At 72.7% G+C, this 14,116-nt stretch carries 15 protein-coding genes; 11 read left to right on the forward strand and 4 right to left on the reverse strand.

All coding sequences use genetic code 11. From position 1 onward, the window contains the following. The first annotated feature begins 112 nt into the window (after nt 1-112). From AN218_RS33525 to AN218_RS33545, 5 genes are all read left to right on the forward strand, one after another. Nucleotides 113-1,789 (forward strand): Na+/H+ antiporter subunit D, encoded by a 1,677-nt coding sequence (locus AN218_RS33525; protein ID WP_070020797.1) that lies wholly within the window; start codon nt 113-115, stop codon nt 1,787-1,789. Further along, nucleotides 1,786-2,466 (forward strand): Na+/H+ antiporter subunit E, encoded by a 681-nt coding sequence (locus AN218_RS33530; protein ID WP_070020798.1) that lies wholly within the window; start codon nt 1,786-1,788, stop codon nt 2,464-2,466. Before AN218_RS33525 ends, AN218_RS33530 begins: the two co-directional genes overlap by 4 nt. Continuing rightward, entirely contained in the window at nt 2,451-2,885 is a 435-nt protein-coding gene (locus AN218_RS33535) for an MrpF/PhaF family protein (RefSeq protein WP_070020799.1), read from the forward strand. The genes AN218_RS33530 and AN218_RS33535 overlap by 16 nt, the downstream gene beginning before the upstream one ends. Beyond that, entirely contained in the window at nt 2,882-3,259 is a 378-nt protein-coding gene (mnhG, locus tag AN218_RS33540) for a monovalent cation/H(+) antiporter subunit G (RefSeq protein ID WP_070020800.1), read from the forward strand. The genes AN218_RS33535 and mnhG overlap by 4 nt, the downstream gene beginning before the upstream one ends. A 230-nt stretch (nt 3,260-3,489) precedes the next feature. Beyond that, nucleotides 3,490-3,906 (forward strand): ATP-binding protein, encoded by a 417-nt coding sequence (locus AN218_RS33545; protein ID WP_070020810.1) that lies wholly within the window; start codon nt 3,490-3,492, stop codon nt 3,904-3,906. Nucleotides 3,907-3,973: 67 nt separating this feature from the next. Here AN218_RS33545 and AN218_RS33550 read toward each other — a convergent pair whose 3' ends face one another. After that, on the reverse strand, nt 3,974-4,321 hold the full coding sequence (locus AN218_RS33550; RefSeq protein ID WP_070020801.1) for a hypothetical protein: 348 nt from the start codon (nt 4,319-4,321) through the stop codon (nt 3,974-3,976). Nucleotides 4,322-4,886: 565 nt separating this feature from the next. On the opposite strand from AN218_RS33550, the gene AN218_RS33555 reads away from it, so the two are divergent. Then, entirely contained in the window at nt 4,887-6,368 is a 1,482-nt protein-coding gene (locus AN218_RS33555; protein ID WP_244900915.1) for a purine-cytosine permease family protein, read from the forward strand. 29 nt (nt 6,369-6,397) lie between these two features. On the opposite strand, the gene AN218_RS33560 is transcribed toward AN218_RS33555, so the two are convergent. Beyond that, nucleotides 6,398-7,342, reverse strand: a complete 945-nt coding sequence (locus AN218_RS33560) for a putative protein N(5)-glutamine methyltransferase (protein WP_070020803.1) — start codon at nt 7,340-7,342, stop codon at nt 6,398-6,400. A 172-nt stretch (nt 7,343-7,514) separates the two neighbouring features. Beyond that, a complete protein-coding gene (locus AN218_RS33565) occupies nt 7,515-8,567 on the reverse strand; it encodes a ScbA/BarX family gamma-butyrolactone biosynthesis protein (protein WP_070020804.1) in 1,053 nt (350 codons plus the stop codon). Nucleotides 8,568-8,678: 111 nt separating this feature from the next. Here AN218_RS33565 and AN218_RS33570 point away from each other — a divergent pair, with 111 nt between their 5' ends. The 5 genes from AN218_RS33570 (at nt 8,679) to AN218_RS33590 (ending at nt 12,712) form a co-directional block, all read left to right on the forward strand. Further along, complete coding sequence (locus AN218_RS33570; RefSeq protein ID WP_079132880.1) at nt 8,679-9,296, forward strand: ScbR family autoregulator-binding transcription factor; 618 nt, start codon at nt 8,679-8,681, stop codon at nt 9,294-9,296. After that, nucleotides 9,293-10,285, forward strand: a complete 993-nt coding sequence (locus AN218_RS33575; protein WP_070020806.1) for an NAD-dependent epimerase/dehydratase family protein — start codon at nt 9,293-9,295, stop codon at nt 10,283-10,285. The genes AN218_RS33570 and AN218_RS33575 overlap by 4 nt, the downstream gene beginning before the upstream one ends. Nucleotides 10,286-10,497: 212 nt before the next feature. Then, nucleotides 10,498-11,226, forward strand: coding sequence for a TetR/AcrR family transcriptional regulator (locus AN218_RS33580; protein WP_070020807.1), 729 nt, complete (start codon nt 10,498-10,500; stop codon nt 11,224-11,226). A 346-nt stretch (nt 11,227-11,572) separates the two neighbouring features. Further along, entirely contained in the window at nt 11,573-12,043 is a 471-nt protein-coding gene (locus AN218_RS33585) for a DoxX family protein (protein ID WP_079132881.1), read from the forward strand. 222 nt (nt 12,044-12,265) lie between these two features. Further along, nucleotides 12,266-12,712 carry a DoxX family protein gene (locus tag AN218_RS33590; protein WP_070020808.1) on the forward strand — a complete coding sequence of 149 codons (447 nt, stop codon included), beginning with the start codon at nt 12,266-12,268 and terminating at the stop codon, nt 12,710-12,712. 173 nt (nt 12,713-12,885) lie between these two features. On the opposite strand, the gene AN218_RS33595 is transcribed toward AN218_RS33590, so the two are convergent. Next, a complete protein-coding gene (locus AN218_RS33595; RefSeq protein WP_141747793.1) occupies nt 12,886-13,716 on the reverse strand; it encodes a helix-turn-helix domain-containing protein in 831 nt (276 codons plus the stop codon). Between the last annotated feature and the right edge of the window lie 400 nt (nt 13,717-14,116).

Here is a 14,116-nt window from a genome sequence, read left to right on the forward strand (position 1 = left end):
AGGCCCGCCGCCGCGCCCGCGCCGAGACCCGGGCCCACCAGGGGCGCGCGGGCCGCACCGACGAGGAGGCCGCCGGCGCCGACCCGTGGGAGACGATCCTCGGGGCGGACCGTTGAGCGCCGCCGGCCCGTCCTCCGCGCTCGTCGCCCTGCCGGTGATCCTTCCGCTCTTCGCCGCCGGGCTGAAGCTCGGCATCGGCGTACGGCTCCAGCGCACCCAGCGCGTCATCAGCACCGTCGTCCTCGCCACCGTCCTGGCCGTCGCGCTGGTGCTGCTCGTCGACGCCGACGCGCACGGCCCGCAGGTGATGTACGCCGGAGGCTGGAAGCCGCCCGTCGGCATCGTCCTCGTCGCCGACCGGCTCTCCGCGCTGATGCTGGTGATCTCCTCGTCGGTGACGCTGTGCGTGCTGCTCTACTCCGTCGGCCAGGGCATGGCCGACCAGGAGGAGGGCACGCCCATGTCCGTCTTCCACCCGGCCTATCTCGTCCTGGTGTCCGGAGTCTCGGACACCTTCCTGGCGGGCGATCTGTTCAACCTCTACGTCGGCTTCGAGATCATGCTGACCGCCAGCTATGTCCTGCTGACGCTCGGCGGCACCGTCACCCGGATCCGGGCCGGCGCCACCTACGCCATCGTCTCGCTGCTCTCCTCGGTCCTCTTCCTCGCCGCCGTCGCCGTGGTCTACGCCGCCACGGGCACCGTCACCATGGCCATGCTCGCCGGACGCTTCGACCGGCTGCCGGACGGCGTGGCCCTCATGGCGCAGATCTCGCTGCTGACGGTCTTCTGCACCAAGGCCGCCGTCTTCCCGCTCGCCGCCTGGCTGCCGGACTCCTATCCGACCGCGCCCGCCCCCGTCACCGCCGTCTTCGCCGGGCTGCTGACCAAGGTCGGCATCTACGCGATGCTGCGCACCCAGACCCTGCTCTTCCCCGGCGACCGGCTCGGCGGCGTGCTGATGGTGCTGGCGCTGCTCTCCCTCGTGGTGGGCATCCTCGGCGCGGTCGCGCAGACCGACCTGAAGCGGCTGCTGTCCTTCACCCTCATCAGCCACATCGGCTACATGGTCTTCGGCATCGCGCTCGCCACCCGCGCCGGATTCGCCGGCTCCGTCTTCTACGTGGTGCACCACATCACCGTGCAGACCACCCTCTTCCTCGTCGTCGGCCTCGTCGAACGCCGCGGCGTCACCACCGATCTGCGCCGCCTCGGCGGCATCGCGAAGCTCTCGCCCGCCCTCGGCCTCGTCTTCTTCGTCCCGGCGATGAACCTCGCCGGAGTGCCGCCGCTGCCCGGATTCCTGGGCAAGTTCGGGCTGGTGCGCGCGGGCGTCGTGCACGGCGGGGCCCTGACCTACGTCCTGATCGCCGCCGGAGTCGCCACGAGCCTGCTCACCCTCTACGCCCTCGCCAAGGCATGGAACCTGGGGTTCTGGCGGGCGGCGCCGCCGCAGCTCTACGTCGTCGGCGTCGTCCTGGACACCGTCGAGACGGACGAGGAGCCGTCCGGCGGACCGTCCGGCACCGCGGCGGCCGAAGCCGGATCCGGAGCGACCGGCGCCGTCGACGTCGACGTGCTCGCCGGACGCGCGGAGACCGCCAGCTTCGGCGGCCGGGCGATCACCACCGGGCAGCCGCCCGCCGCGATGCTCCTGCCGACGGCCCTGCTCGTGGCCGGGGGGCTGGCGTTCACGGTGCTCGCCGGTCCGCTGTCCTCGCTGACCGAGCGCATCGCGGGCGAACTGACCGCCCGTACGCCCTATGTGACGGCGGTGACGGGACGATGAGCAGGGTCGCACCTCCGCAGCATCCCGGCGACGCGGGCCGGGGCCGCCACGGTCTGGGCGGCATCACCCGGCGCGGACGGCTCCCGGCGGCGCAGTGGCCGACGGTCCTCGGGCTGACCGTGCTGTGGGTGCTGCTGTGGGGCACGTTCAGCGTCGCCGACGTCCTGACGGGGATCGTCGTCGGCGTCGTCGTGTGCGTGGTCTTCCCGCTGCCGCCCATCGAGACCCAGGTACGGCTGCGGCCGGTGGGCCTCGTGCGGTTCGTGGTGCGCTTCGTCGTCGACATGGCCGTCTCCAGTTGGCGTGTCAACCGGTTCATCCTCGGCAGACGGCCGCCGCTGTGCGCGGTGCTGGCCGTACGGATGCGATCTCCCAGCGACTTGATGCTGACGGCCACGTCCGTCGCGGTCGCGGCCGTCCCCGGCAGCAACGTCCTCGATGTGCACCGGGCCTCCGGGACGCTGTACGTGCATGTCATGGGCGCGGGCGAGGAGTCGGAACGGGAGCGCGCCCGCTACGAGGTGCTGCGCCTGGAGGACCGCGTGGTGCGGGCGTTCGGCAGCCGGGCCGACGTCGCCGCGCTCGACGCATGGCGCGACGCTGGCTACCCGGGCGACCGCGGAAGCGGCGGCGACGGCGGCCGGGACGGGGGGAGCGGTCCGTGGACCAGGCGCTGACCGTCGTCGTGGCGGCCCTGCTCGCCTCCGGGGCGCTCGTGACCGTACGGCTGGTACGGGGTCCCTCGACGCTCGACCGCGCGGTCGCCCTCGACGCCCTCGCCGCGGTGGTGATGGCGGGGATCGGCGTCCTGACGGCGGCCCGGCAGATCCCGTACTACCTGCCGGGTCTGCTGGTGCTGTCGTTCCTGGGCTTCACCGGCTCGGTGAGCATCGCCCGCTTCCTCGCGCTGCGGGACGAGGCGGGCAGCGGCGACGGTGACGACGGCGACGACGAGAGCGACGAGGGGGAGGGGGACGACGGCGACGCGGGCGACGGCGAGGGGGACGGGGACGGCGGAGACGGCGCCGCGTCCGGCGCCGGAACCGGCACCGGCACCGGTGACAGCGGCGGTACGGAGCAGAGGAGCGGCGGATGAGATGGTCCGGGACGGCCGACCTGGTGGCCATGGCGTGCATGCTCGCGGGCGCGGGGCTGTGTCTGCTGGCGGGGATCGGACTGGTGCGGCTGCCGGACGTCCTCACGCGGATGCACGCGGCCACCAAGCCGCAGGTGCTGGGGCTGCTGCTGGTGCTGCTCGGCGCGGCGCTGCGGCTGCGCAGCGCCGTCGACGTGGGCACGCTCGTGCTGGTCGGCCTCTTCCAGGTGCTGACCGTGCCGGTGGCGGCGCACATGGTCGGCAGGGCCGCCTACCGTACGGGCCGGAACGGCAGCGCCCACCTCGTCGTCGACGAACTCGCCACGGCGCCGGGGAAGTTGACCGGCCGTCCCCAGGAGGAACGGGACGGGTGAGCGCCCGTACCGTACGCGGGGAGAGGCACCCGCGGTACTCCCGTACGCGGGCGTGATCGCGCCGGTCCACCATGATCTGCAGTGATCCACGGCGGTCCACGCCGATCCGCGCCCGTTCGCGGCGAATGCCCGCGCCGGTGCCGGGAAGACACATCGGCAGGTCTGGATTCGTACCACCGCCTGCCGCGTCCTCCCGGGCGTGCGGCGGGCGCCGAGGGGAAGTGAACGTCATGCGCGCGGGTTCGCGCCGGCCGCGGAGCATCGCACGCGTCGAGTACACCCTGCCGCGGAGGGCGGCATCCGCCCGGCTGGCACGGCAGTTGACGACCGGGTTCCTCACCGGCAGGCGTACGCCGCCCCAGGCGGCCGACCGCGTCGAGGAGGCACAGCTCGTCGTCTCCGAACTCGTCACCAACGCCACCCTGCACGGCAAGGGCCGGTGCCGGCTGCGGCTGAGCAGCGGCGAGGGCACCGTCACCGTCGAAGTACGGGACGACGGGCTGCGGTTGCCGCGCATCCGGCGGCCGGGAGCGGAGCGTGAGAGCGGACGCGGCATCGCGATGGTCGGGCATCTCGCCCGCCGGCTGAACGTGACGGCCGCACCGGGCGGCGGCAAGACCGTCAGCGCGGTCCTCGACGCGGCCTAGCCGCACCGTCCGCCAACGCTCCCTCGTACAGGGGCTGTTGGGCCGCTGCGGGTCGCCCCCTGTCCCGTCAGGGCTGGCTCGTCCAGGCGGCCCACGCCGAGGCGACGTCCGCGTGGAGACGGCAGCGTCCGTCGGCGCGGAACGGCGCGCTGAAACTCTCCGGGGCTCCGACGATGTGGAAGCGCAGCCGCTGTCCGGACGGCAGCAGCCGCGGGATCTCGACGAGGGAGAGGGTCTCGCCCCACTCCACGGCGTTGAGGTCGAGGTAGAAGTGCGTGCGCTCATCGGTGGCGCGTGCGCACAGGCTGTAGTGAAGGACCCGCAGCGTGGCGCCGCACAGGGTGCCGCTGACCGCCACCCACACGCGTCGGCCCGCGACGGCCAGGACTCGGACCTGTATCGTCGGCGTCCCCATGAAAGCCCTTGTCCAGCCCGTATGTACCGGCGCAGGGGGCGGCAACACCCCAGCCGCACCGGTCCGTACGCACCATTCGGTTCAGTGCCGTTGTGCTCGGCGCACACAACTATCACGTACGGCAGGGCGTTTGGGCAGGTGGGTGGCCGACCGGCACGTACTCCCCGCATTTCCTCACGAGAACACCCCGTCGGCTTACGGCAGTTGGCCGGCGGAGGCGCGGTGAGGCGGGCGGTACGTCCGCCGGGCCGGAGGCCCTCCGCGCGACGGCAGCACGGCCGTCGGGTGAACGCGGTTGCTTCGCCCAAGGGGGATATCCAGGGCGGACGTACGGGATTGCGCTGCGAGCGGGGCCCCGAGCCCGTACCGGCGCGCCCGTACGCGGAGATCCAGAGGCCCAACGCCCCGCCGTCCACGCGTACTTGACGCCCACGGCGCCCCGCAGCAGGCTCCATGCGTCGGATCGGCCGACGGCACACGGAGTGGAGACGGGGGCGGCGTGCCTGGTACGGAGGCGGCTTCAGCGGCCGCGGAGACCGGCGGCGACAGAGCGCGGAAGATCGCCGTGGAGTCCAACGGGCTCGACGTCATCGCCGAGAGCGAGCGCAAGGGCCGGGCCGCGCAGCTCTTCTGGCCGTGGTTCGGCTCCAACGTCTCGGTGCTCGGCCTGAGTTACGGCTCGTTCGCCCTCGGGTTCGGCATCGGCTTCTGGCAGGCGCTGGCCGCCGGGATCGCGGGCATCGTCTTCTCGTTCCTGCTCTGCGGCTGCGTCGCCGTGGCGGGCAAGCGCGGCTCCGCGCCCACGATGGTGCTCAGCCGCGCCGCGTTCGGCGTACGGGGCAACAGGCTGCCGTCCGCGGTCTCCTGGGTGCTGACCGTCGGCTGGGAGACCGTGCTGGTGACCCTGGCGACGCTCGCCACCGCCACCGTCTTCGACCGGCTCGGCTGGGGCGGCGGCACGGGCACCAAGGCCGCGGCCCTCGTGGTCGTCGCCGTCCTCACGGTGCTGGCCGGCGTCGTCGGCTTCGACCTCATCATGCGGATGCAGACGGCCATCACCGTGGTCACCGCCGTGCTCACGGCCGTCTACATCGTGCTGGCCGCCGACGAGATCCACTGGGAGACGGTGCGGGCGCTGCCCGCCGGATCCGCGCAGGATGTCATCGGTGCGCTGGTCTTCCTCATGACGGGCTTCGGGCTCGGCTGGGTCAACGCCGCGGCGGACTACGCCCGTTACCTGCCGCGGCGCACACCGGGCCGTGCGGTCGCGGGCTGGACGACGTTCGGCGCCTCTGCCGCGCCCGTGGCGCTGCTCGTCTTCGGGCTGCTCCTCGCCGGATCGTCCGAGAAGCTGAACGCGGCCGTCGCCGCCGACCCGATCGGGGCGCTCACGAGCGTGCTGCCGTCCTGGTTCCTCGTACCGTTCGCGCTCGTCGCCGTCCTCGGCCTGGTCGGCGGAGCCGTGCTCGACATCTACTCGTCGGGGCTGGCGCTGCTCGCGGTCGGTGTACGGGTGCCGCGTCCCGTCGCCGCGGCCCTCGACGGCGTTCTGATGATCGCGGGGACGGTCTGCATCGTCTTCCTCTCCCAGGACTTCCTCGGCTCCTTCACCGGCTTCCTCACCACGCTCGGCGTCCCCGTGGCCGGCTGGTGCGGCGTCATGCTCGCCGACGTCGCGCTGCGCTCCCGTCCGTACGACGACGCGGATCTCTTCGCGCCCTCCGGGCGGTACGGCGACGTGCGGTGGCTGCCCGTCGCCGTGCTCGGCGGCGCCACGGCGGTGGGCTGGGGCCTGGTCACCAACGCCGCCGCCGGATGGCTCTCCTGGCAGGGCTATCTCCTGGGGCCGCTGGGGCTCGGCGGCACCTCCGGACGGTGGGCCACGGCCAACCTCGGGGTGCTGGCCGCGCTCGCGCTCGGCTTCGCCGTCACCCTGGCGAGCCAGCGCGGACGGGTACGGGCGCAGGAGGCCGCCGCCTCCTCGGCGGACGCGGACGAGGAGGCGGACGGCGAGACCACACCGGCGCCCGGCTCAACTCGCCGCTGACGCCGTCCCGTTGACGCCTCGTCCGTGGATCACGCCTCCGGCGCCGGGCGCGCACCGGCTGCCGGCCGCGTACCGGTCAGCACCGTGGCGCCCGACTCCTCGCAGCGGTCGATCCGTACCGCCAGTCCGTCGTTCTCCATCACCGCGGCCGCCGCGTCGGCCTGCGCCTCGCTCGTCTCGGTCAGCAGACAACCGCCCGGCGCAAGCCACCGCGGCGCCTCCGCCGTCACCCGCCGCAGGACGCCGAGTCCGTCGTCGCCGCCGTCCAGCGCCCGGCGCGGTTCGTGGACGCGGGCCTCCGCGGGCAGCAGACCGAGCGAACTCGTCGGCACATAGGGGACGTTGGCGAGCAGCACCGCGACCCGGGCGCGAAGGCCGGCGGGCAGCGCATCGAAGAGGTCGCCCTCGTGGACCCGTCCGCCGGCCTCCGCGACATTGCGGCGTGCGCAGCGCACCGCGGCACCGTCGAGGTCCGCCGCATGCAACTCGATCCGCCCGCCCGGCAGTCGGGCGCCGGGCTCGCCGTCCTCCTGCGTACGGGACGCGACCGAGGCCGCCAGCGCGGCGCCCAGCGCCCCCGAGCCGCAGCACAGGTCGACGACGAGCGCACCGGGCCGGGTGACGGACGCGGCCTGGCGTACGAGGAGTTCGCTGCGGCGGCGCGGCACGAAGACTCCCGGCTCCACCGCGATCCGCAGCCCACAGAACTCCGCCCAGCCCAGGACGTGTTCGAGGGGCAGCCCCGCCGCTCGCCGTCCGGCCATGGCGGACAGCTCGGCGGAGTCGCGTGCGGCGGCGAGCAGCAGCGCGGCCTCGTCCTCGGCGAAGACACAGCCCGCGTCCCGGAGTTGTGCGACGAGCGCGTCCCGTGCGAGCGACGGCGGCTCGGCAGGCGCAGTCGGGGCGGACGGGGCGGACGAGCACTCGGGCGGTGTGGAGCGCTGCTGCGGACGGTACGGCGGTACGGCGGACATACGGGCGCGCCTCTCGGAGGTCGGAGGTCCGAAGGGGGCTCCCGGCTCCCGGCCTGTGGCGGGGCCTACGTCAGCGGGACGGCACGCCCGCGGCGCGGAAGGGGAACACCCCGTACGACTGCGGTGATCGGTCCCACCTCCCCGGCGACGTGTGCGCTTGAAGCACGCCACATTACCCGAGCCCCGGAACGCGCGCGGAGGCGCCGGCGGCATCGGTCGTGAAGCCGACGACGGCCGTGAAGGCGGTCTCGCCGTGCTGGACGACGCGGACCGTCAGGGTGCGCTCGCCGTCACCGTCGCCCTCACCGGCCCGGTTGCCGCCCGCCCCGGGCTCCGTCTCCACCCACGCCGGTGCGTCCAGATCGACGTACCGGTGGAACGCGGCCTCCATGCGCGTCAGCCGCGGCCGTCGAGGCGCCGCCGCCAGGTGCGCGCACTGCCGGGCCGCCTCCATCAGCAGGATGCCGGGCACATGGTCGACGGGATGGTCGAAGAGCCACGGGCTCGTGGTGAGCACCCGGAGCCGGCGCCGCACCACACCGGCGGCACCCTGCCCATGCCGGCCCCCGTCTCCGTCCGCGCTCCCTTCCCCGTGCTCGGCCGGAGCGAGCACCACCTCGCGCGCGCTCTCCCTCCCCACCCGCGACGGTTCCTCGGCGGGCGGCGGCGCCACCGCCGCGGCCATCGCCTCCGGAAGCGGGGGAGTGCCGGGCCCGCGCAGCCTCGCGTACACCTGCGGGCTGTGCGCCGTGTACACGGTGGACGCCGTGCCCACCACCCGGTCCGCCGCACGCACCGTCATCGCCAACTGGATACGTCGCTGCCGCGCGCCGGGCCGGGGCGCCTGCGACGCCGACAGTGCCAGCACCACGTCGGCCGGAGCGCCGCCCACGGCCGAAAACGGCGCCGCGAACGTGCAGTTGTGGTGGTCCCATATGAGCTGGAAGCCCGCCGGCACCTCGTACGCCGCGTGCGCCAGCAGCGGCAGCACCTGCCGCGTCGTCTCGACCAGCAGCATCGGATCCTGCGTGCCGTCCTCGTCCGTACGCCAGAAGCCGTGGTCACGCGGCCACTGCGCCCCCACTTCGAACTCCCGCTCGCCCGTGCGCCGCCAGCCCGTGAGCAGCACTTCCGAGTGGGCTCTCTTGTGCACGAACTCCCGCGGCACAGGCCGCGAGTACGCTGTGGTCTCCGGCAGATGGGGCACAGCGGGGGTGAGAGCCATGTGCGGTCCTCCGGGTGGGACGGTGGCCAGAGACAAATGACAGTGACCTGTGCCTGAAGACCATAGAACTTTCTGGGGGCGACGTCGGTGGCGGCAGCAAGGGCGAGGCCGATGCAGCAACGAGCGGTGGAGACACGGCAGTTGATTCTCGAGGCAGCGGCTGAGGTGTTCGACGAGGGAGGGTACAAGGCCGCGAGGGTCTCGGAGATCATGCAGAGAGCGGGCATCACCCAGGGGGCCCTCTACTTCCACTTCGCCTCCAAGCTGGAACTGGCCCGCACCGTCATGCTCTCCCAGCGCGACTCCGTCGTCCTGCCGCCCGGCCCCGACGGGCTCCAGCGGCTGATCGACACGACGCTGCTCCTCGCCCGCGAACTGCAGACCAACAAGCTGCTGCGCGCCGGGGTCCGGCTGGCCGTCGAGCAGGAGGAGATCGGCTTCCACGACGACGCCCCGTATCTGGAGTGGGCGGAGGTCTTCCGCGACCAGCTCACCGCCGCGGCCTCCCGCGGGCAGTTGCGCAGCGGCGTCGAGGTGGAGCGGCTCGCGGTCCTGCTCGTGGGCTGTTACACCGGCGTCCAGCACTTCTCGAAGCTCTCCAGCAGACGTGCCGATCTGCCCGACCGCATCGCGGACTTGTGGCACTACATGCTGCTCGGCATCGCCCCTCCGCAGGTCGCCGCGGAGATGACGGTCAACCCGGACGCGGCGCTGGCGGCGGCCGGATGACCCTGCCGGTGGTGCTGACGGGAGCGAGCGGCTTCATCGGCTCCGCCGTCCTGCGCCGCCTCGCGGACCACGAGGGGACTGAGGTCAGGGCCCTGGTACGCCGTCAACTGCCGCTGCCCGCACGGGTGGAGCAGGTGCGCGCGGACCTCGCGAGCCCTCAGACGCTGCGGGGGGTCTGCGACGGTGCGCGCGTCCTCGTCCACGCCGCCTCGTACGTCGGCTCCGACGAGGAGCTGTGCACACGCGTCAACGACCGGGGCACGGCGCACCTTCTGCGCGAGGCCCGCCGTGCCGGGGTGGAACGCGTCGTCCAGCTCTCGACCACCGCCGTCTACGGACGCGGCCCGCACCACGGCGCCGCCGTCGGCGAGTTGCAGCCCGACCCCGGCTCGCCGGCCAGCCGCAGCAGACTCGCCGGGGAGGAGCACGCCCTGCGCGCGGAGGCCGCGGGGGACGGGGCGTTGCGGGACGGTGCCGTGGTGCTGCGCGCGGGTCTGGTCACCGGGGACGGCGACCGCTGGGTGGTGCCCGCGCTGGCCGAACTCGCCCGGCGCGTACCGGGATACTGGCGCGGCGGCGAGGCGCTGCTCTCCCTGATCGACGTGGACGACCTGGCGCGCGTGACCGTACGGGCCGCGCTCCAGCCGTACGAGGACGCGGGCGGCGGCTCCTCCCACGCCGTCCGGGGCGTGCACCACGCCGTCCATCCCGTGCCCGTACGCAACCGGGATCTGATGGACGCGCTGGCCGGACTCGGTCTACTGCCCCCGGTGCACGGGGAGTTGACGTGGCGTGAGTGCGCCGGCCTCCTGGAGCGGCACCCGGGACGCGTCAGCGAACGGCAGTTGCGGCTGCTCGCCTTCGACCACCACTACGCCACAACGCTGTGGGAGGCATGCGAATCAGCCCCGGGCCGGGGGCCGTTGGCGGCGCTCGCCGACGCCGCCCCCTGGTACCGGCGGCACCTCGCTCAGACCGCCGACGGCTGAGACACCGACCGCGACGCGGCGCCTCAGCGCCTCAAACCGCGTTCCGCAACCCGTAGACGCAGCAGGTCAGCAGGCTCTGTCGGCCCTTCCGGCACAAAAAAACAGAACACTTTGTATGTTTGTTGGGGCGGCAGTCACCCACGTCCCCGACGCTGCCGCTCCTGACGGCCCGTCGCTCCGCGGACCGGAACGCATGAAGGGAAATCAGCCGAATGAGGCAAGAGCGCGCAGAACTCACCCGGCAGGCCTTGACGATGGCGGCCGCTACGTCCTTCGACCGCCTCGGGTACCAGCGCACCACACTCTTCGAAGTCAGCCGCGGCGCGGCGATGAGCAAGGGCGCTCTCTCCTTCCACTTCGGGAGCAAGGAGGAACTCGCCGACACCGTACGGCGCGAGGCGTGCACACAGTCGCTGAAAGCCGCGGATGCGCTGCGGTCGGGCGAACAGCCCGCGTTGCAGACCCTGATCGACCTCACGCACCTCGTGGCGCACCAGCTCGAACACGACCATCTCGCCCGTGCCGCGGTGAAGCTCGCCCACGAACTCGACACCCCGCCCGACCCGGCGGTCAATCCGTTCGCCTGCTGGCAGCAGGTCTTCACGGACGTGGCCCGGGAAGCTGAGAAGGAGGGCTCGCTGCGGTGCGAGGCCACCACCGAGGCCGTCGCCGAACTCGCCTTCTGCCTCGCCTCCGGAGCCCACTCCGAACAGGCGGGCAGACCGGTCGACGCCGGTGTCGACGTCCACCGACGCCTCGCCGCCCACTGGGAGTTGCTGCTGCACGGACTCGTGGCGCGGCCGGGGACGGGGGAGCTGCGGGCCGCGGGCTCACGGACGGACTGGCGGCCCATGGCTGCGAGGGAGGACGCCAGGGAGGACACGACGGAGAACGCGAAGGCGGACGTGCGGGACGCGGAGCAGGAGCGGACGCCGGCCTGACCCGGCGGAGCGCGGGACCGCTCCCGCGCTCGTACCCCGTACCCCGTAACCCGGCGTTCCCACGGCGGCCCGCACGGTCACCGTACGCACGCGCCGCGACCGCCCGTCCTTGAGTCGGCGACGGCCTGCTGTTTGCCGGTCGTTGACCATGATGGACAACTGTCTGCGCTGCGTACCGCGCCCGTGATACTCATCTCGGCAAGCCCCGGTGCCCCGCGCGCAGGGGCGAGAGCCCTCGCCTTGGCTGAGGCGGGGGAGTTCCGCCGCGGGTGCGCCGGTGGCAGAAGGTCCGCTGCCGTGGCACCGCGGGTGACCGCTTGTGCACCGTCCGCAGAAGGAGTCCAACATGGCGCACGCGAGCGGCGTTCCGCCGACCTCTGACGCCGACCCCTCGGCCGACCGTCCCGCACGCTCCAAGGGTCCGGCCCGTATCGCGCTCGAAGTCGCACTGTGGGCGCTCCAGCTCTACCTCGCCTACTTCATGGTGACCGTCGGGTCGCTGCCCGCGCTGACGGCCGACTCCGGTGCCAAGGGGACGTTCGAGGACATCGGCATCGGCCTGTGGTTCATGTACCTCACGGGCACCCTCGAACTCCTCGGCGCCATCGGCCTGCTGACGCCCTGGTTCTCGGGACTGGCCGCGCTGGGGCTGATGTTCGTGATGTCGGGCGCGTGCCTGACGCACCTCACGCTCTACGACGGCAAGGGCGTCGAGACCCCGGCGATGATCCTCATCCCGCTCGCGCTCGTCGTCGTCGGCCGCTGGTCGACGGTGAAGAAGCTCGGGACGTGGCTGACGGGCGGGCACCGCGGCTGAGCCGACCGCGCCGCACGGCCGGTGTCCGTCCCCGCTCCGGCGGTGCGGAGACCGGCCGTCGCGGTCTGCCCGGCGCGCTGTCCCCGTGAACGCGCCGCCGGGCTCGTGCGAACGGTCTGTCGCCGCCGCGATGAGAAGCACGCGATAGTCGGGTCTGCTCCGGGTACGAGGTCCCGCACGCGCCTACGAGATCCCGCGCGTGCACGTGAAAGGGGTTCTGAAATGAACGAATCAGCCGAACCTGCCACCGGTTCCCGGGAATCCGCCGACGCGCAGGCCCCCTCACGCCGCGGCCGCGGCAGACACATAGCGCTCTGGGTGCTCCAGGCCCTCCTCGCGTCGTTCTTCGTGCTGGGCAGCGCCTTTCCCAAGCTGACGGGCGCCTCGGCCGCAGTCGAGTCCTTCGAGCAGATCGGCCTCGGCATGTGGTTCATGTACGTCGTCGGCCTGCTGGAACTCGCGGGCGGTCTGGCATTGATCACCCCGTGGCTGTCCGGTCTCTCCGCGATCTGTCTCATCGCCTTGCTGATCGGCGCCTTCACCACGCAGATGACCGTCTTCGACGGTGAGAACGCCGTCTTTCCGCTGATCATGATGGTCCCGCTCGCCGTGGTCGCATGGGGCAGGCGGGACACCTTGGCAGGTCTGCCCCGGCTGTTGGGGCGCTGAGGCGCTTCACCGACCGCCGCTCAAGACGCCGATCGATGACGGGGCCCGCCCGGTCGTGAGCCGCAACGCCGCGCCGTACGGGCCCCGTTCGGGGCTTGCGGCGCCGGGGCGTCTCCGCCCCGGCGGAGGAGCGGGCCGGGTGCGCGCAGCGGCCGCGGCTCAGTGCCGGCGGGTCAGCCGTAGTCCGGGTGACCGGGTTCGGCTCGCCCGGCCTGCCGGCCTATCGCCGTCGCGGCCCTCTCCACCTGCTGCACGGTCAGCGGCTGAAGCATCTCGTGCGCCGGACCTACGGCCGTGAGCGCGGCGAGCACCCTGCCGTCCGGCTGTACGACGGGTGCGCAGACGCCCCGCATCTGCTGGCTGGTCAGCACAACCGCGTCGTCCGCCCGCTCCTCGCCGCCGTCGGGCGGACCGAACTCACAGCCGTGCGGGCTGTCTTCGTGGCAGAGGGGCAGGTCTGCGGCGTCGCCGGGAACCGCGCCGGAGACGGCGGCGTCGGCGGGGGAGGGGGCGGCCTTCGACAGCACCTTGGTGACCGCAGCAGTGCAGACGGCCCAACTCTCCCGCACGGTGGAGCTGTTGGGCGTGCGGGTCGGGCCGCGCACCGCGTCGACCTGCACCACTTCGGTGCCGTCCAGCACGGACAGGTAGACACTGGCTCCCGTGGCCGACTGGAGCCTGTCCAGCACGGGCCGGGAGATGCTGCGCAGGGTGCGGGGTCCCGGGGCACGCAGCCCGAGTACGTACAACTGCCCGCCCAGCCGCAGTCCTTGCGGGCCACGGTCGATCATCCCGACCTGGGCCAGCTCGGCGGCGAGCTGGTTCACAACAGGTTTGGGCAGCGAGGCGCGGCGCGCGATCTCCGGCAGCGGCACCCAGTTCTCGCCGGGCTGGAAGGAGTTGAGCAGACGGATCCCGTGCCCGAGGGCGGACCGGTCGGCGTGGGCGCCCCCCTCGTCGCGCACCGGGGGCGAGCGGTCCACTGCGGTGTGGGGTGTGTGCATCTGCATCAACACCTCGCAAGTGAACGGAAAACGGCCATGGGAATGCCGGGTGTGTGCGGGCGGCAATCGTCAGAATGCCCGTGACTTCGCTCGGATAATAGACCGGAGCGTCGCCGCCCTGTCAATCAAAGACCTTCTCAAATGTGTTGGGCGGCAAAAGAGAGGTGTGGACCACTCGGCTTCCGTCCGTCTTGTGGCGCTTCCGGAGGTCTCTCCAGGTCAGGGTCGGGCTCAACGGCGCCCTGGAGCCGGGCAATTCCGGGCGCGTCCGGCCGGTAAACGGGCTGGCATCTACGCGGATTTCCTTCCGCTTTCGGGCGTCAAAGCCTACGGGGACTTCCGTTGCGCGGAGGTAAAATCCCCTCCTGCGCAAGAGAATTCCTGTGATCTCCGAGGTGGA

Source organism: Streptomyces nanshensis (assembly GCF_001751255.1).
Lineage (GTDB): Bacteria > Actinomycetota > Actinomycetes > Streptomycetales > Streptomycetaceae > Streptomyces > Streptomyces nanshensis_A.

What these genes read in the sequence shown, in the direction of transcription:
- AN218_RS33560 (WP_070020803.1), bottom strand. Translation starts at nt 7,342, where the DNA reads ATGTCCGCCGTACCGCCGTACCGTCCGCAGCAGCGCTCCACACCGCCC.
- AN218_RS33575 (WP_070020806.1), top strand. Translation starts at nt 9,293, where the DNA reads ATGACCCTGCCGGTGGTGCTGACGGGAGCGAGCGGCTTCATCGGCTCC.
- AN218_RS33580 (WP_070020807.1), top strand. Translation starts at nt 10,498, where the DNA reads ATGAGGCAAGAGCGCGCAGAACTCACCCGGCAGGCCTTGACGATGGCG.
- AN218_RS33595 (WP_141747793.1), bottom strand. Translation starts at nt 13,716, where the DNA reads ATGCACACACCCCACACCGCAGTGGACCGCTCGCCCCCGGTGCGCGAC.
- AN218_RS33590 (WP_070020808.1), top strand. Translation starts at nt 12,266, where the DNA reads ATGAACGAATCAGCCGAACCTGCCACCGGTTCCCGGGAATCCGCCGAC.
- AN218_RS33545 (WP_070020810.1), top strand. Translation starts at nt 3,490, where the DNA reads ATGCGCGCGGGTTCGCGCCGGCCGCGGAGCATCGCACGCGTCGAGTAC.
- mnhG (WP_070020800.1), top strand. Translation starts at nt 2,882, where the DNA reads ATGAGATGGTCCGGGACGGCCGACCTGGTGGCCATGGCGTGCATGCTC.
- AN218_RS33550 (WP_070020801.1), bottom strand. Translation starts at nt 4,321, where the DNA reads ATGGGGACGCCGACGATACAGGTCCGAGTCCTGGCCGTCGCGGGCCGA.
- AN218_RS33565 (WP_070020804.1), bottom strand. Translation starts at nt 8,567, where the DNA reads ATGGCTCTCACCCCCGCTGTGCCCCATCTGCCGGAGACCACAGCGTAC.
- AN218_RS33530 (WP_070020798.1), top strand. Translation starts at nt 1,786, where the DNA reads ATGAGCAGGGTCGCACCTCCGCAGCATCCCGGCGACGCGGGCCGGGGC.
- AN218_RS33570 (WP_079132880.1), top strand. Translation starts at nt 8,679, where the DNA reads ATGCAGCAACGAGCGGTGGAGACACGGCAGTTGATTCTCGAGGCAGCG.
- AN218_RS33585 (WP_079132881.1), top strand. Translation starts at nt 11,573, where the DNA reads ATGGCGCACGCGAGCGGCGTTCCGCCGACCTCTGACGCCGACCCCTCG.